Source organism: Nonomuraea sp. NPDC026600 (assembly GCF_040638335.1).
Lineage (GTDB): Bacteria > Actinomycetota > Actinomycetes > Streptosporangiales > Streptosporangiaceae > Nonomuraea.
The window spans coordinates 40,098-56,637 of the sequence record NZ_JBEZYD010000009.1 but is presented as its reverse complement, the minus strand read 5'-3'; the positions used below and the strand labels follow the sequence as shown (position 1 = coordinate 56,637).

Below are 16,540 nucleotides of genomic sequence, written 5' to 3'. Positions count from 1 at the left end.
CGGCTGGTGCGGTGATTCGACGCTAGGCGCGGTGAACGGGTGCAGGCTTCGGCACGGGCGCGGAAGAACAGGCGCGCATTCCGACACTACGTAGAAACGGCGACACGCCTAAAAAGCGACGTGAGGTGAACGGCGACACGCCTACAAAGCGGGACGTGAGGTGAACGGCGCCGCACTCGCGTCAGCGGGCCGCGGCGCGGTAGGCGGCGAGCCGCAACGCGACGTGCAAGTCGCCTCGGCCAGGGCCGCTTCTCAGGCTGACCCCGGTCAGCACCTCGATGCGGTCGAGCCGGTAGTAGAGCGTGGTGCGGTGGATGTGGAGCGCGGCCGCGGTTCGCGTGATGTCGCCGCCGTGGTCGAGCATGGCGCGGGCGGTGATCATCAGGTCCGGTTTGGGCTGCCGGGCCAGTACGTCGGCGCCTGGATGGATGTCGGCGACCGACAGGTCCGGCGGCGCGGCCACGATGAGGTGCCACGCGCCGAGCGCGTCCCAGGACGGCCGGGAGAGCGCCGCTCCGGCCCGCAGGACCTGTAGCGTCGCCGTCGCCCGCGTCACGGCGAGGTGCAGATCGCCCACCGGTACGGGCCGCCCGCTGGTGGCGCCGGCCGCTGCGGGCGGATTGACATGGGCGCTCATCCCGCCGCGCAGCTTCCAACCGCCCGGCGCCGATGAAGCCTGGACGACGACGGTGGCGGACGGATCGAGCTGTTCGAGGGCGATCAGTTCGCGCGCCGCGTCGTCGTCGGGACCGGCCTCAAGCCGCGCGAGAAGCGCGGCCCGTCGCCGGTCATGATCGTCCTGGCTCCTCGACCACGCCAGCGACATCGCGGCCAGGTCGGCACAGGCGACGATCCGCGGCAGGTCCGCCTCCGTGACGAGCTCGTCACCGTTGAGGACCCACAGGTAGCCGAGCAGATCCCGCCCGGCTCGCAGGGGAACGCACCAGCGCGGCAGCATCTCGGCCTCGGGCACGGCCGGGACGCGCACCGGACCTTGGGCGCGTGGCAGCCCCAGACGGACCACGACCGCGGCGGCGGCCGAAGAGACCTCGCGCTGCATGATGGTGCGCAGGCGCGTGCCGTCGACCTCACCCTGCGCGCTCCACCACAGCGGACGGTGACGGGCGTCCTCGACCAGAACGGGATGCCCCAGCGACACCGCGAGCTTGTCGACGGCCTCCTGCACATCTGCCGAGGCGGTCACAGCATTCGCCCCTTGGTCCGATCACGAGGGCCCGGCCACCGGTCGAACCCCTTTTCCATCCCCTACCCGACAAAGCGTAGGAGAGTCCCGCAGGAGATTCCACGACGGCGCCGAAGCCTGCGGCCGCTCGCGCTGCTTACGGTGCGGATATCCACCCGAAGCGACCTTCCCGGAGCCATCACCATGACCGCTCTCACCGGCCGTACCGCTCTGTTCCCGATCGGTCCCACGGCCTTTCGCGGCTATGCCGCAGGATCGCCCGAGCGCGCGAGCACGGCGGCAGCGCTGCAGGAGATCCGGACGGCCGGCTATGACATCGCCAACCTCATCGGCGGCCACGAGGTGCGTACGGGGCGGCAGTCGCCGGTCGTGACGCCGCATGAACATGCCTGCCGGCTCGGGCAGGTACACCAGGCCGGCGAGGCGGAGACACTCCGGGCGATCGAGGCCGCGACCGCCGCCTCCGCCTGGTGGGGCCGGCTGTCGTGGGAGGAGCGCGCCGCGCCGTTCCTGCGGGCCGCGGATATGCTGGAACACGGCCACTGGCGCGACCGGCTCAACGCCGCCACCATGCTCGAGCTGTCGAAGACGACCTACCAGGCCGACGTCGACGCCGCCTGCGAGACCGTGGACTTCATCCGCGCGAACGTCAAGAACATGCTCGACATGTACGACGTACAGCCCGGATCGCTGCCGGGTATGTGGAACCAGGCCGACTACCGTCCGCTCGAGGGCTTCGTCTTCGCCGTCACCCCGTTCAATTTCACCTGCATGAACAACCTGGCCTTCGGGCCCGCGGTGCTCGGCAACACCGTCGTCTGGAAACCGGCCGAAAGCGCGTCGCTGGTGGCGCATCTGTCCATGCGGTTGCTGCGCGAAGCCGGTCTGCCGGACGGCGTGATCAACGTCGTCTACGGTGACGGTCCCGAGATCGGCGCGGTCGCCCTTGGCCATCGCGATCTCGCCGCGGTGCACTTCACCGGCTCGACCACGACGTTCCAGCACATCTGGCGCACGGTCGGTGCGAACGTCGCGTCGTACCGGAACTACCCGCGTCTCATCGGCGAGACCGGTGGCAAGGACTTTATTCTCGCCCACCCGTCAGCCGACCTCGACTCCCTCGCCGTCGCCTGTGTCCGCGGCACGTACGAATACCAGGGCCAGAAGTGCTCGGCCGCGTCCCGCCTCTACGCCCCCCGCAGCCTCTGGCCCGCGCTCAAAGAGCGCCTGATCGAGCTCACCAAGTCGATGGTCGTCGGTGACCCGACGGAACCCGAGACGTTCGTGGGCGCGGTGATCAACGCCCGTCAGCACGCCAAGCACGCCGAGGCCCTGGCGCGCGCTCGCGCCGATGGACTGGTCGTCGTCGGCGGTGGCACCGACGACTCCAAAGGCTGGTTCGTCGACCCCACCGTTCTCGAGGTCCACGATCCCTTGTCGCCCTTCATCACCCAGGAACTGTTCGCCCCGGTGCTGACCACCTACGTCTACGACGACTCCGACTGGGAACACGTCCTGCGCCTGGTCGACGAATCCACGCCGTACGGCCTCACCGGAGCGGTCTTCGCGTCCGACCCCGCCGCGGTCCAACAGGCGGAGGACGCGCTGCGCTACACCGCCGGCAACTTCTACGTCAACGACAAGCCCACCGGCTCGGTCGTCGGACAGCAGCCGTTCGGCGGCGCGAGGGCATCCGGCACCAACGACAAGGCGGGCACCGTCTGGAACCTCATCCGCTTCGCCAGCCCGAGGGCCGTCAAACGCAACCACCTCCCGGTACGCGACTATCGCTACCCGCACCTCGAACCGTGAAAGCGCTCACCAAGCGATACGCCGGAGTGCGGTGGAGTAGGCGGCCGCCGCACGGTCGATGTCGTCGTCGGTGAGAGCGGTCGACATGTTGATCAGACCGCGCGGCGCGGTGTAGACGCCTTCCAGCAGCAGCGCCAGGTGCAGTGCGGCGAGCAGCGGGGACGCGGCGGCGCGTACCCCAGCGGCGTCGGACGGCGCCTCGGCGGCGAAGTGGACGTTGAGGATGGAGCCCGCTCGGGTCACGCTCAGCGGTAGCCCTGCGTCCCGTCCCGCGGCTGTCACGGCCTCAGCGAGCCGTACGGCGTGGCCTTCGAGCGTGGCGATGGCCGGCGCATCGAGATGGCGGAGCGTCACCATGCCGGCGACCGCCGCGGCGAGATGGCCGTTGAACGTCCCAGCGTGAGTGATGGATCCAGGAGTGGTGGAGGCGGCGAGCAGCATGACGTCCGCACGGCCGCCTACGGCGCCGATCGGCATTCCGCCGCCGATGATCTTTCCCAGGAGCGTGAGGTCGGGCGACAGCCCCTGCCTGCCCTGTTCGCCCGCGACGCCGTTGCGCAGCGCCTGGATCTCGTCCAGGACGAACAGCGCTCCGCGGGATCGGGCCAGGTCCTGCACCCCGGCGAGGAAACCGGGTGCCGCGGGGACGACTCCGCCCGCGCCCAGGAACGGCTCGGCGAAGACGGCGGCGACATCGTCGGTCAACGCCTCGCCGACGGCCTGGAGATCGTTGTAGGGAACTACGACCACGTCGGGCTCGCCCGGCAGCAGTGGTGGCATGCTGCCGTGGTAAGCCCCGTCGAACATCAGCAGTGCCTTTCGCCCGGTGGCCCGGCGGACGAGGCGGGAGGCGAGGATGGACGCCTCGGTGCCGGAGTTGGTGAACCGCACGCGTTCGACCGACGGCACCCGGTCCGCCAGGAGCTCGGCCAGCTCGATCTGCCGCTGGTGCGCGCTGGCGAAGGCCAGGCCGCCGGCGAGGATCGCGGTGACGGCCTCGGTGACCGGCGGGAACGCGTTGCCGTGAACCAGCGAGGTGTAGTTGTTGACCAGGTCGAGGTAGGTGTGACCGTCGACGTCGCGCAGGCGGGCGCCGTGTCCCTCGGCCAGGGCCACCGGGTGGGGCGGATAGGTGGTGATCGACCGGGTCTCCCCGCCGGGCAGCACCCGGACGGCGCGTTCGTGGGCCGCGGCCGATCGGGGCGTCCTGGCGCGGTACTCGGCGACGAGATCGGCCATGCGGTCGGCTCCAACGGTGGTCATGATCCTCCTTCTTCCAAGCCGGGCCGAAGCGTCAGCGGCAGACGAGCCGGGCGGGGTTCGCCCGGGTGATGTGGTCGTACTCCCCCGGGTCCAGGCCGGCCCGGAGCAGCCGTTCCCGGAAGCCGCCGGGAACGAACACGTAACCGCCGCCGCCGTACGCGCGGAGCTGGGAGACCAGGCAGACGTCGTGAGACAGCAGCACCCGGTCGATGTGGCCGGCCCGCACCAGGCCCATCACCATGCGGACCCGGCGCTCGACCTCTACCGCGCTGTCGGTGTTGATGGTATCGACACCGACGTAGGCCCCCCTGTCGGCGATCTCCCCGGCGTAGCCGGGGGTGAGCACCAGGTCGCAGTGCCCGATGGCGATCCGCGCCGGGTCCGCGCCCGCGGAGACCAGCAGGTCGAGCTGGGGCAGGCCGACCTGCCATCGCGCGGCGTGCGTGTAGATCGCGGCGCCGGTCTGTCGCTGGGCTCGGGCGGCGGCGCGGAGGGAACGTTCCTCCGCTGCGGAGATGTACCACTTGTCCGCCCCGACCTCGCCGATCAGACCGGCGCGGACGTCGGTGCCCGGAAACCCCTCGGTGAGATCGCGGACGATCTCCTCCGCTATCTGCTCGACGCTGTGCCGGTCGATCCACTCCAGGTCGAGGTACGGGTCACGATAGTGGCCGGTGCCCAGGACGACCTGCACACCGGTGGCCTCGGCGACCCGGCGTACCGCCTCGACGTTCGCCGGATCGCGGGTGGCTCCCGGCGGGTACGGCCGCGACCCGGCGTCCATCGCCGCCCCATGAGTGAGCTCGGCGCTGGTCAGGTCGAACACCGTGGCGCCGCCGAGATCGCGGAAGGCCCGGACCTCCTCAGCGACGAGGTCTTCGTCGATCAGCAGGCCGTCGGCGCGGCGCTCCCGCATCAGGTTGATGAACAGGTGCTCGTGCGGCAGGACGAACCCCAGGTCGTTCTGGTCGATCCGGCCAAGAACAGTCATCACTGATGGCATTCGGCTCCTAACGGATTTGTCGGGTCAGGGTGAGCAGGCGGGCGGGGGTGGTCCGGGTGAGCCGCCCGATGTCGTCCGGGTCGAGGCCCCGTGCCAGCATCAGTGGCAGGACCCGCCGCAGGATGTGGGTGTATCCCTCGCCGCCGTGGCGTCGCAGCTGGGTCCTGCGGCAGACGTCCTGGGCGATGACGACGCGGTCGCCGTACCCCGAGGCGGTCAGTTCCCGGATGTGGCGGACGCGGGTACCGTCGTTGGGCATGTCGAAGCCGGGATCTTGTGGGTAGTAGACGGATTCGGTGCCGAAAAGGTCGAATTCCAGCACACACCCGGTGTCCGCGAGTTCGCGCATGTCGTCCTGCTCGGTCAGCGTCCGGTCGATGTGCGACATGACGGTCCGAGCTGGATCGCCGCCCGCCTCGACGACGACCTTCAGGTGGTCCCTGGGGGCATCCGCGTGGCGGCCGGGGTGGATCAGCAGGGCGGCTCCGGTCTCGGACTGCGCGACGGCGGCGGCCCTCAGCACCTTGACCTCGTCGGGGTGGGGCGGCCAGGACAGTCCGATCTCGCCGATGACGCCCGCGCGCACCCCGGTCCCGTCCACGCCGTCGAGGATGTCGCCGACGATCTCCTTGGCGATGTCCTCCTCGGTCATGGTCGCGATTGCCGGCGGATGGAAGGCGACGGTGTAGTAGCCGCTGCCCATGACGATGTGGACACCGGTCCTCTCGGCGATCTCACGCAACCCTGAGGGATCGCGGCCGAGCCCTCTGGAGGTGGCCTCCACGATCGTCCCGCCACCGGCCGTGCGGAACTCGGCGAGCTCGGCGGCCGCGGTCCGCACGTCGTCGAGGCGCATGTCCAGCCGGTTACGGCGATCCACCCGTGTCTCGTACAGATTCTCCAGCGTGATCTCATCGTCGCGCGCCTCGCCTTCGCCGAGATAGCGGGTGAGGTCGCACAGGAGGTGTTCGTGGGTCTGAACGTGCCCGAGCCGATCCGCGGGGACCGGCCCGAGCACGGTCGAAACGACGCCGCCCTCGCCCACTAGGCGTCCGCGGGGTGGTCGGCGAGGCTGACCTTGTTGGTCTCGTGCGCGAGGTAGGCGGCCACGGCGGTGATCAGACAGGACACGGCCATGAAGACCGAGACGTAGATGGTGTGTGGCGCACCGCCACCCGCCGCGAGAAGGCTGGTGGCGATCAGGGGGGCGAGTCCGCCGCCGAGCACCGAGGCGATCTGGTAGCCGAGCGAGGCACCGGTGTAGCGGGTCTTCGTGCCGAACAGTTCGGCCACGAAGGCGCCCATCGGTCCGTACATCAACGCGTGCACGGCCAGCGCGAGGACGTACCCGAGCACGAGCAGCGGCACGGACCCGGTGTTGATCAGCTCGAACAGCACGAATGAGGTGAGGGCCAGGAGGATCGCGCCGGTGATGTAGATGGGCCGCCGGCCGTACCGGTCGGACAGCGCGGCGAACAGCGGGAGGCACAGCATCGAGACCGCGGACGCGATCATCAGCGCGTTCAGTGTCGTGGAGCGCTGGTAGCCGGCCCCGGTCGCGTACGCGATCACGAAGGTGATGAGCACCGAGTTGGCGGCGAACGGACCGAATCCGATGAGGGCCGCCAGCACGACCACGCGCGGACGGGTCCGCAGCACCTCGACGATGGGCGGCCGGGCGGGCCGGTCACCGCCGGCGCGGCGGGCCTGCTCGAAGACAGGGCTCTCCGCCACGCCGAGTCTGATCCACAGCCCCACCGCGATGAGGATCACCGTGGCGGCGAAGGGGATCCGCCAGCCCCACGAGAGGAACTGCTCCTCGGGCAGTCCTGAGACGAGGGAGAACACCCAGGTGGACAGCAGCAGGCCCGAAGGGGCGCCCATCTGCGCGACGCTGCTCCACAGGCCGCGGCGGTTCCCCTTCGCGTGTTCCAGCGTCATGAGCACCGCACCGCCCCACTCGCCGCCGACCGCGACTCCTTGCAGCAGCCGCAGCACGATGAGGAGGACGGGGGCCCAGACGCCGATCTGATCGTAGGTCGGCAGTGCCGCGATGAGCAGGGTGGCCGCGCCCATCAGCAGGATGCTCGTCACCAGCATCCGCTTGCGCCCGAGGCGGTCGCCGAAGTGGCCGAACAGGATGCCGCCGAGCGGCCGCGCGGCGTACCCCACGGCAAGTGTGCCGAACGAGGCGATCAGGCCGACGCCCGGATCGACCGCGGGAAAGAAGATCTTGCTGAAGACCAGGGCCGACGCGGTGCCGTACAGCAGGAAGTCGTACCACTCCACCACGCTGCCCAGATAACTGGAGATGAGGACGCGGCGCTTGACCGCCTTTTCTGCTTGAAGGACATCGCTACGGTTCGAGTCGGGGTTGTCGGTGGTCATGTATGCCTCCAAGGGGCCTGGGTCGCCAGGGCGGTGAATGCGTCCAGCGAGGTCGGTTCGGCCAGGGTGTCGCGGCTCGCGACCTCGGACGGCGCGGCGCCCAGCAGGATCTTCTTCACCGGCAGTTCGAGTTTCTTGCCGGTGCGGTTCCTCGGGATGACCGGCACGGTGGTGATGCCGTCGGGCACGTGGCGCGGGGAGAGGGCGTCTCGCAGCGCGGTGGTGATCCGCCGGCGCAGGGCGTCGTCCAGCTCGACGCCGTCATGCAGTGCGACGAACAGGAGCAGTTGGCCGGGGCCGCCGGCGCTGTCCTCCAGATGCACGACCAGGCTGTCGTCTATTTCCGGCAGTTCTTCGACGATGCGGCAGAACTCCGCGGTGCCCAAGCGCACCCCGCCACGGTTGAGGGTCGCGTCCGAGCGTCCGGCCACCGTGCAACTGCCCGTCGCCGCGGTGAAGCGCACCCAGTCGCCGTGCCGCCACACGCCTGGGTAGGTGTCGAAGTAGGCGTCCCAGTAGCGGGAGCCGTCGGTATCGCCCCAGAAGCCGATCGGCATCGAGGGCATGGGCCGGGTGATGACCAACTCGCCGAGCACGTCGGTCACCTCGTTGCCCAGCTCGTCGTAGGTGGTGGCGACGCCCAGGCAGGGGCCGGAGATCTCGCCGGCCCAGACCGGCTGCAGTGGGCTCCCCTGCAGGATTCCGGTGCACACTTCGGTGCCGCCGCTGCCCACGTTGAGCAGCACACCGGGGCCGAACTGCTCGTGCACCCAGCGGAATCCCTCGGCCGGCAGCGGGCTTCCCACAGCTCCGATCTGCCGCAGCCGGGACAGATCGTGGTCCTTGGCCGGGGTGAGGCCTTCTTCGCGGCAGGCCATCAGGAATCCGGGGCTGGCCCCCACGAGGGTGGCGCCGGTCTCCTCGGCCAGTCGCCACTGCCAGTCCAGGCCGGGGTGGAGCGGGTTGCCGTCGATCATCACGATCGAGGCGCCCACGAGCAGCCCGGAGACCAGTGAGTTCCACATCATCCATGCCGTGGTGGTGAACCACAGCATGCGGTCGCCGGGGCCAAGATCCCAGCTCAGGGAGTGGTTCTTCAGGTGTTCCAGCAGGATTCCGCCGTGGCCGTGGATGATCGGTTTGGGTTTGCCCGTGGTGCCGGAGGAGAACAGCACGCACAGCGGGTGGGCGAACGGGACGGTGTCGAAGCCGGGTTCGGCGGGTCCGGCGAGCAGGTCCGCCCAGGTGACCGTGTCGGCGAGTTCCCCCGGCCCGTACGGTACGTGGACGGTGTGACGAAGGGTCGGCAGTCCGGTGCGGATCGCCGCGACTTCGGCGCGCCGGTCGATGTCCTTCGCGCCGTAGCGGTACCCGGTCATGGCGAGCAGGACGGTGGGCTCGATCTGGGAGAACCGGTCGATGACGCCACGCGCGCCGAACTCCGGTGCGCAGCTTGACCAGATCGCCCCCAGGCTCGCAGTCGCCAGGAACGCCACGAGGGTTTCCGGGATGTTCGGCAGATAGGCCACGACCCGGTCGCCTCGGCCGACACCGAGGCCGCGCAGGCCGGCCCGGGCCCGGGCGACCTGGTCGGCCAGGTGCCCCCAGGACAGCTCCAGTGGTCCGCGGGTCTGCGAACGCGCCAGCACGGCCGTGTCGCCGGGCGCGGCTCCTGCCGGCCGCAGGACGTGCTCGGCGTAGTTGAGGGTCGCGCCGGGGAACCACTCGGCACCGGGCATCTCCCGTCGGCCGAGCACCCGGTCGTAGGGGGTGCGCGCGCTGACGTCGAAGTAGTCCCAGATCGACGACCAGAAGCCGTCGAGGTCCTCGACTGACCAGCGGTGCAGGTCGTGGTAGTCGGTGAAGGCGAGATCCCGGGTGCGCTCCAGCCAGGTGAGGTAGTCGCCGATCGCCGTGGCTCGGCGCGCGTCAAGAGCCGGTTCGCGCAGCATCTCCGGCTCGTTCATGTGACCGCCTCCTTGGTACGGCGGTGTCCCGGGCGCGGATGGAGTGTTGTCATGCGAGGGGGCTTGCCTTCTTGCTCAGCGTGGTCAGGGTGCCGTCGAGAAGTTCGAGCAGCAGGTCGGTCTCCTCGGCGGTGATGGTCAGCGGAGGAGCGACGAGGACGGCGTCGTTGATCCCGCCGGTCGCCGGGTAGAGGAGCAGCCCGTGGTCGCGGGCCGCGAGCACGATCGCGCGGGTGAGGGAGCCGACGGGCTCGCCGGGGCTTCGGGTCGCGCGGTCGCTGACCAGTTCCAGTCCTTGGAGCAGGCCGAGGCCGCGGACCTCGCCGATGACCTCGTGCCGCCCGGCCAGGTCCTCCAGACCCGCGCGCAGTTGCCTGCCGCGCGCTGCGGCGTTCGCCACCAGATCCCGGGATTCGATGGCCTCCAGGACGGCGAGCCCGACGGCGCAGCCGAGCGGGTTGCCGCCGTAGGTGTGCCCGTTGGTGACCGACGCGGTCCCGGCGGCGATGGTGTCGATGACGTGCTCGCTGACCAGCACCGCCGATACGGGCGCGTAGCCTGCGCCCATCCCCTTGCCCAGGACCACCAGGTCGGGTCGTACGTCCCAGTGCTGCGCGGCCAAGATGGTTCCGGTGCGGCCCAAGCCGGTCATGATCTCGTCGGCGATCAACGGCAGCCCGCGCTCGCGGCACAGGCCGGCCAGCGCGGGAAGGTAACCGTCGGGCGGTGTGATGGCCCCGCCGGCCGCGCCGCCGATGGGCTCCACCACCACGCCGGCCGCGGCAGGGCCGTGGGAGTCCAGCACGCGGGCCGCTCCCTGGGCGAGGAACGCGGTGAACGCCGCGTCGTCGCGGCCCTGGGCGAACCGGTAGGCGTAGGGCGGGGTGAGCTCGTTGAACCCGTGGAGCAGTGCTTCGGCGGCCCAGCGGCGCTGCGGATGGCCGGACAGCGACAGCCCGCCGAGGGTGGCGCCGTGGTAGCTCACCGCGTGGGAGACGAACCTTGCCCGCTCGGGCTCGCCCCGCTCCCGCCAGTACTGCAGGGTCAGCCGCAGCGCGGTCTCGACCGCCTCGGACCCGCTGTTGCACAGAAAAACATAGGGATAGCCGGTCATGGCGCCCAGCCGCTCCGCCAGTTGCTCGGCCTGCGCGCTGTGGAACGTCCCGCGGTGCGCGAAAGTGATCCGTTCCGCCTGCTCGCGCATGGCCCGCAAGACCTCCGGATCGGCGTGGCCCAGGCTCGCGGTCACCGCGCCGGAGCATCCGTCGAGGTAGCGGCGGCCGTCGGTGTCGTACACGAAGACCCCACGACCGTGGCTGACGAAGGGCAGCTCCTCGCCGAAGAAGAACTTGATCAGGCGGCTGCCGTCGGGCTGCATCGCGGCGCGTTGCGGGTTCATGGGTGGCGGCTCCTGGGGTCCGAGCACATGCGGGCATTTCTTGATGAAAGATCACAAACAGGACTCTCATCGCTTGTACGAGGTACAGGATGTCTTGTACAACGGACAAGAGCAAGGGGCATGCGTAAACCTCGTGTTCCCCGCCTCGACGCTCAGCGGGGGCGGCCGCCCTTCGGCCGTGTCAGGAGATCTTGGAACGCAGTCCTCTGACCAGCAGCTCCAAAGCCATGGTGAAGCTGCCATCCATGGGCTTGTCCCGTCCGGAGTCCCATCTGGTCAGGAAGGCGTTGTTCTCCAGCAGTGGCAGGTTGCGCGTCAGCGCCGGGAACGCGTTGGGGTTGACCGCTCGCAGTTCCGCCGCGAAGCCCTTCTGCCAGCCTTCCTTGGCGTCGGCGGGGCCTGCGGAAAGCTCCAGGGTGATCCATCCGAGCACGAACCCGATCACCGCGTTGTAGATGTGAACGAGCTCCTCCCCCGCGAATCCGGCCCGCTGCAGAACGCCTACCACGCGCTCCACGAAGGGAACCGCCGTCGTGGTCACCACCAGTTGGGAGCCGATGATGGGAGCGAGATTCGGATGCCGGTGCATCGCCTCTCGGCACAGCCGGGCCATTGCCACCAGCCAATCGTCCCAAGCCGCGCCCTGCTCGGCCGGCAGGACGATCTCCTCCAGGACCCGTGCCGAGACCGCTGCCACCAATTGCGCCTTCGTGCCGGTGTGCCAGTACAACGCCGTGGGGTAGACCCCCATCTCCTTGGCGAGCGCGCGCATGGTCAGCGCTTCCAGTCCGTGCTCGTCCACATAGCGCAAAGCAGCGTCCACCACGTCCTCACGCGACAACGGCGCGCGAGCCTCCCGCCGAGCACGGCGCTGCGGACCGCTGCCCTCGCTCATCCGGATTCCTTCCGTAGACGACCAGTCAAGACGAACCAAACGTTAGCCCGTGTCGCGTTCGCAGACGGGCACCGCGGGCATGGACCGTCACCCTCAAGTGGTGTCGCCGGCGACCAATCGCACGCTGGACCTCAAGTCAGGACGGGCGGGCGGGCCATACCCGTTGGTGTCGAGCTCGCGCAGCAACGCCTCCATCAAGGCGGCGAAGTCGACCGCGATGCTCGTCAACCGGGGAAAGACCAGTTGCCCGATCGCCGTATGGTCCACGCCGATCACGGAGATCTCGTCGGGCACGGCGAGACGCAACTGGCGCGCGGCGGCGAGGATCGCGATCGCGACGTCGTCGTTGTAGCAGCACACGGCCAAGCGCTCGGCCGAGCCGGCGGTCACCTGTGCCAGCGCCTCCGTCGCGCCCGCCGCCTTCAGGGGGACGTGGATGTGCGTGACATCCACGCCGCGTGACGCCGCTTCCGCTTCGGCGCCCCGCAGCCGGATCGGGCCGACGGGATCCAGGCGCCAGTCCGCGAGCGAGGCATAGACCAATCGGCGACGCCCATTCGAGAGCGCTTCGGCGACCTGCATGCGGCCGATCAGGAGGTCGACCTCGTTCGATTCATTGTTGATGACCTGAGGCACAAGGCGCACACCCGCCGCCTGAACGAGCTCACGTCCCGCTTGGTCCAATACGCCGAGATCGACGACGACGGCGGGCCGCAGGTTCAGGATGGCCCGAAGCGTCTCATCGGCATCGGGATCGGCGAATCGGACCATCAACGTGAGTCCATGCGTCGCCGCGACGCCGGCCAGGCTGTCGATTCCTTCCTGCAGTTGAGGGCCGAAGGTGGCATTGGGCATGAGGAGGAGGGCGATGTCGCTCTTGCCCATCGCCAGCGCCCTGCCTGCGTGAGATGGGCGGTATCCGAGTTCGGTGGCTGCGGCGTACACGCGGTCGCGGGTCTCTTGCGGGAAGCGTGCGTCCTTGCCGTTCAGGATGCTGCTCACGGTGGACCGCGAGACCCCGGCATGATTCGCGACATCTTGGCTCGTCACGCTGAGTCTCGGCGGGTCCTGCGTCATAAGGGGAGTTTGCCACAGCGTCACCGGCACATTTCCGGCCGGGAACGATCGGGTGGCGAGTCAGAGCCCGACCGTCCGTGCATCGGAGAGGCAGTTGGGTCCAATCCGATGTGAAGTGCCTGTTGACGCGCGTTACGGGGTCGCGTACGTTCCAGTATCGCGCGTTACTTACGCGAAACAACGGAGGTGTCCGCGAAAATGAGCGACCAGGACATGGAGTCTGACCCGGCTCGGCAGGCCCTGACTACACCCCTGGAGGACTCGCGCGGCGAGCAAGCCTCCTCCTTCCCCACCATCAAGATCCAAGAGAAGATCGCCTACGCGTTCGGTGACATCGGTTCCAATCTCGTCTACGCGCCGGCCACGAGCTTCGTGCTCTTCTACCTGACGAACGTCGCCGGGATCGGCGCGGCGATCGCCGGCACCATCCTCCTGATCGGGCAGTTGCTCAACGGCTTCACGGACGTCACCATCGGCGTGCTCATCGACAGGACATCGACGCGGTGGGGGAAGGCGCGCCCGTGGGTGCTCTGGACCGCTGTGCCGTTGACGGTGAGCTTCGTGCTGCTCTTCTCCGTACCGGCCGGATTCGGCGAGACCGGGAAGATCGTCTGGGTCCTGATCATGTACACGCTGGTCATGGCGGTCTTCTTCACCGCTTCGAACGTGGCGTACAGCGCCATGCTCTCGGTGATGACGCCGAGCCCCAAGACCCGGGTGACCCTGACGACCTTCCGGTTCTTCAGCGCGCTTCTGACCACCCTCATCGTGAACTCCATCACGCTCCCGGTTGTCGGAGCGCTCGGCAATGATCAGTTCGCCTGGACCTCGACCACCGTGATCTACGGCGTCATCGCGACGTTCACGCTGATCGTCGTCTTCGCCGGGACCAAGGAGCGCGTGACGCCGGCGAAGGACGTCGGCAACAGCGCGAAGCAGCCGCTGAGATTTCTGCTCAGGACCCTGACCCGCAACCACTATTTCTTTCTCGCCGCGGCCCTGTTCACCGCCTTCAACCTCATGAGCGGTCTGTCGTCGGCCTCGGGTGTGTACTACGTGGCGAACGTACTCGGCGACGTCTCGCTGTTCGGGATCGTCAGCATCGCGGGGATCCTCCCGGCTCTGATCGGCATGCCGTTCATGCCGGCCCTGATGGGACGCCACGGCAAGCGCGCCATGTTCCTCGTCGGCATCGGAGTCATGCTGATCGGATCGGTGATCCCGCTGTTCACCCCGGAGAACTTCGTGGTCGTCCTCGCCGGACTCGTCCTCCGCGGCTTCGGGATGGTTCCGCTGACCGCCGGCCTTCTGGCGATCGTCGCCGATGTCGTGGACTACGGCGAGTGGCGCAACGGAATCCGTACCGACGGCTTGATCTACAGCTCCGTCGTCCTGGGTCAGAAGATCGGCAGCGGCTTCGGAACGGCCATCGTGGGCTGGGTGCTCGCGTTCGGCGGCTACAGCGCCACCGCGGCGCATCAGAGCGACGGGGCCATCCGGGCGATCCTGGCGTCGTTCCTCTACCTCCCGCTACTGATGATCGTCATCACGGGAGTGATCGTCTACTTCTTCAAGATCGAGCGGCACGCGCCTGAGATCCAGCGCTTCCTCAGGCACCACGTGGAACTCCCGCCCGGCGATCCCACCACCAACCAGGGTTAACAGGCCCGAGGAGCTACTGATCCCGCGTCATGTGGGCTCTTTGCTCCGAACGATCGATTCACGTCCATCTGGCGCCCGCTTCGGGCAGAGGAGGAATGCCATGGCTCAGCCGACGTTCGCGTACGAGCGGGGTGTCGAGGTCCCGATGCGTGACGGGATACGACTCAATGCGGTGGTGTACCGGCCCGCGGAAGGGACGGCTCCGACGCTGCTGGTGAGAACACCGTACGGAGTGAGCTCGGCGTTTGTGGGGATGGCGGGGAACGGGGCCGGGTTTCCCAACGCCACGTCGTTCGTGGACGCCGGATTCGCGGTCATCTGGGTGGAGACGCGCGGGACTTTCGGCTCCGAAGGGATCTTCCGCCCCAAACTCGACGAGCCTCAGGACGGCTACGACACCATCGAGTCGATCGTCGCTCAGCCCTGGTCCGACGGCCGCGTGGCCATGTACGGGCCTTCCTACCTGGGGATGACCCAATGGGCCGCGGCGATCGCGGATCATCCCGCGCTCAAGGCCATCGCGCCGATGCAGACGGCCATGGATGTGCACGCTCTCTGGCATCACCCGGGCGGAGCGCTGTCCTTGAGCGCGGTCACCACATGGCACGCTCTCATGTACCTCAACAATGAGGTGCGGGAGATGATCCGCGGCAACGGCGACATGGAGCGTATCTCGGCCCTGAGCGCCGGGCTCGCGGACCAGCTTTCGCTCAACGACCACACGCCTCTGGCCGATCATCCTCTGCTAGCCGGGCGGGGCTGGCTCGACGAGATCCTCGAGCATCCGGACTATGACGCGTTCTGGGATGCTCAGGATTTCTCTGCCGCCCTGTCCAAGGTGACGGTCCCTGTGCTCGCCGTCGGCGGATGGTTCGACCTCTTCATCGGGCAGCAACTGCGTGATTTCCAGAACTACCAGAAGTCCGCCGGATCCGCCGAGGCGGTGGCGGGATCCCGGCTGATCGTCGGCCCGTGGGATCACAACCCCACCTTGGCCGGCCATTTCCGCGACCATGACTTCGGCCTGTTCGCCAGCGCCGGCGCCATCGATCTCACCGGAGAGCACATCCGGCATTTCCAGCGGTGGCTGGGGCCGCAGCCGCCCGCACCACAGATGCCGAGCCCGAGCAGGGTGAAGCTCTTCGTCATGGGTGTCGACGAGTGGCGGGATTTCGACAACTGGCCGGTCCCCAACGCCCACCCGGTCTCGTACTACCTCGCGCCTCCAACCGAACCCGGGGCGCGCAGTGGGAAGCTGACGGCGCATCCTGCCGAGTCCGAGCACCACTACGAGTACTCCTACGATCCCGCCGACCCGGTGCCGACGACCGGAGGCTCCCAGATCCCCACACTGTGGGGGTTCAGCGGGCCGGCCGACCAGCGCCCTCTCGACTCCCGGCCCGACATCCTCTCCTTCGAGACCGCCCCTCTCGATCGGGACACCGACGTCATCGGCTTCATCTCGGCGACACTTTTCGTTCAGTCGAATGCCCCCGACACGGACTTCACCGCCAAGCTGATCGACGTCCATCCTGACGGAAAGGCTCTCGGACTCTGCGACGGCATTGTCCGCATGCGCTATCGCGACTCACTGCGCACGCCGGAACCGATGGAGTCCGGCGAGGTCTACGAGGTCAGTGTCGACATGGCGGTGACGGCCAACGTCTTCCGAGCGGGCCACCGCATCCGGGTGGACATCTCGAGCAGCAACTTCCCCCGGTTTGACCGCAACACCAATACCGGTGGCCGCATCAGTGGAGAAAGCATCGAGGATGCGGTGATCGCGCACAATGCCGTTCTGGCGGGGCCGCGGCATCCGAGTCGGATCATCCTGCCCATCGTCCATGGCTGATGCGGCTATCCGGTCGCT

12 protein-coding genes are annotated in these 16,540 nt (G+C 68.6%); 3 read left to right on the top strand and 9 right to left on the bottom strand.

What is annotated here, in order from left to right; all coding sequences use genetic code 11:
• Positions 1 to 181 precede the first annotated feature (181 nt).
• Positions 182 to 1,204: a helix-turn-helix domain-containing protein gene (locus tag AB0F17_RS22145; RefSeq protein WP_358025717.1), complete on the bottom strand. Its 1,023-nt coding sequence runs from the start codon at positions 1,202 to 1,204 to the stop codon at positions 182 to 184.
• Between the two features lie 183 nt (positions 1,205 to 1,387).
• Between AB0F17_RS22145 and pruA the strand changes: the two genes are divergently transcribed.
• The gene (pruA, locus tag AB0F17_RS22140) at positions 1,388 to 3,016 is read left to right on the top strand and encodes an L-glutamate gamma-semialdehyde dehydrogenase (protein ID WP_358025715.1); all 1,629 of its coding nucleotides are present in this window, start codon (positions 1,388 to 1,390) and stop codon (positions 3,014 to 3,016) included.
• 6 nt (positions 3,017 to 3,022) lie between these two features.
• Here pruA and AB0F17_RS22135 read toward each other — a convergent pair whose 3' ends face one another.
• The 8 genes from AB0F17_RS22135 to AB0F17_RS22100 all read right to left on the bottom strand — a co-directional run bounded on the left by AB0F17_RS22135 (position 3,023) and on the right by AB0F17_RS22100 (position 13,008).
• Positions 3,023 to 4,279, bottom strand: coding sequence for an aminotransferase class III-fold pyridoxal phosphate-dependent enzyme (locus tag AB0F17_RS22135; protein WP_358025713.1), 1,257 nt, complete (start codon positions 4,277 to 4,279; stop codon positions 3,023 to 3,025).
• A gap of 31 nt (positions 4,280 to 4,310) precedes the next feature.
• Positions 4,311 to 5,270 carry a hypothetical protein gene (locus AB0F17_RS22130; protein ID WP_358026198.1) on the bottom strand — a complete coding sequence of 320 codons (960 nt, stop codon included), beginning with the start codon at positions 5,268 to 5,270 and terminating at the stop codon, positions 4,311 to 4,313.
• A 19-nt stretch (positions 5,271 to 5,289) separates the two neighbouring features.
• Entirely contained in the window at positions 5,290 to 6,300 is a 1,011-nt protein-coding gene (locus AB0F17_RS22125; protein ID WP_358025711.1) for a phosphotriesterase-related protein, read from the bottom strand.
• Positions 6,301 to 6,326: 26 nt separating this feature from the next.
• Complete coding sequence (locus tag AB0F17_RS22120) at positions 6,327 to 7,670, bottom strand: MFS transporter (protein ID WP_358025709.1); 1,344 nt, start codon at positions 7,668 to 7,670, stop codon at positions 6,327 to 6,329.
• Positions 7,667 to 9,637 carry an acetoacetate--CoA ligase gene (locus AB0F17_RS22115; RefSeq protein ID WP_358025707.1) on the bottom strand — a complete coding sequence of 657 codons (1,971 nt, stop codon included), beginning with the start codon at positions 9,635 to 9,637 and terminating at the stop codon, positions 7,667 to 7,669. Before AB0F17_RS22115 ends, AB0F17_RS22120 begins: the two co-directional genes overlap by 4 nt.
• 49 nt (positions 9,638 to 9,686) lie before the next feature.
• On the bottom strand, positions 9,687 to 11,036 hold the full coding sequence (locus tag AB0F17_RS22110) for an aminotransferase class III-fold pyridoxal phosphate-dependent enzyme (protein WP_358025705.1): 1,350 nt from the start codon (positions 11,034 to 11,036) through the stop codon (positions 9,687 to 9,689).
• Between the two features lie 181 nt (positions 11,037 to 11,217).
• Complete coding sequence (locus AB0F17_RS22105) at positions 11,218 to 11,931, bottom strand: TetR/AcrR family transcriptional regulator C-terminal domain-containing protein (RefSeq protein ID WP_358025703.1); 714 nt, start codon at positions 11,929 to 11,931, stop codon at positions 11,218 to 11,220.
• A gap of 93 nt (positions 11,932 to 12,024) precedes the next feature.
• Complete coding sequence (locus AB0F17_RS22100) at positions 12,025 to 13,008, bottom strand: LacI family DNA-binding transcriptional regulator (protein ID WP_358025701.1); 984 nt, start codon at positions 13,006 to 13,008, stop codon at positions 12,025 to 12,027.
• Between the two features lie 198 nt (positions 13,009 to 13,206).
• Between AB0F17_RS22100 and AB0F17_RS22095 the strand changes: the two genes are divergently transcribed.
• Both AB0F17_RS22095 and AB0F17_RS22090 read left to right on the top strand, forming a co-directional pair.
• Positions 13,207 to 14,670 carry a glycoside-pentoside-hexuronide (GPH):cation symporter gene (locus AB0F17_RS22095; RefSeq protein ID WP_358025699.1) on the top strand — a complete coding sequence of 488 codons (1,464 nt, stop codon included), beginning with the start codon at positions 13,207 to 13,209 and terminating at the stop codon, positions 14,668 to 14,670.
• 100 nt (positions 14,671 to 14,770) lie between these two features.
• The gene (locus AB0F17_RS22090; RefSeq protein WP_358025697.1) at positions 14,771 to 16,522 is read left to right on the top strand and encodes a CocE/NonD family hydrolase; all 1,752 of its coding nucleotides are present in this window, start codon (positions 14,771 to 14,773) and stop codon (positions 16,520 to 16,522) included.
• Positions 16,523 to 16,540 lie beyond the last annotated feature (18 nt).

Excerpts from the sequence above, each read along its gene's own strand:
- AB0F17_RS22120 (WP_358025709.1), bottom strand. The coding sequence starts at position 7,670 with ATGACCACCGACAACCCCGACTCGAACCGTAGCGATGTCCTTCAAGCA.
- AB0F17_RS22095 (WP_358025699.1), top strand. The coding sequence starts at position 13,207 with ATGAGCGACCAGGACATGGAGTCTGACCCGGCTCGGCAGGCCCTGACT.
- AB0F17_RS22105 (WP_358025703.1), bottom strand. The coding sequence starts at position 11,931 with ATGAGCGAGGGCAGCGGTCCGCAGCGCCGTGCTCGGCGGGAGGCTCGC.
- AB0F17_RS22090 (WP_358025697.1), top strand. The coding sequence starts at position 14,771 with ATGGCTCAGCCGACGTTCGCGTACGAGCGGGGTGTCGAGGTCCCGATG.
- AB0F17_RS22130 (WP_358026198.1), bottom strand. The coding sequence starts at position 5,270 with ATGACTGTTCTTGGCCGGATCGACCAGAACGACCTGGGGTTCGTCCTG.
- AB0F17_RS22135 (WP_358025713.1), bottom strand. The coding sequence starts at position 4,279 with ATGACCACCGTTGGAGCCGACCGCATGGCCGATCTCGTCGCCGAGTAC.
- pruA (WP_358025715.1), top strand. The coding sequence starts at position 1,388 with ATGACCGCTCTCACCGGCCGTACCGCTCTGTTCCCGATCGGTCCCACG.
- AB0F17_RS22115 (WP_358025707.1), bottom strand. The coding sequence starts at position 9,637 with ATGAACGAGCCGGAGATGCTGCGCGAACCGGCTCTTGACGCGCGCCGA.
- AB0F17_RS22100 (WP_358025701.1), bottom strand. The coding sequence starts at position 13,008 with ATGACGCAGGACCCGCCGAGACTCAGCGTGACGAGCCAAGATGTCGCG.
- AB0F17_RS22110 (WP_358025705.1), bottom strand. The coding sequence starts at position 11,036 with ATGAACCCGCAACGCGCCGCGATGCAGCCCGACGGCAGCCGCCTGATC.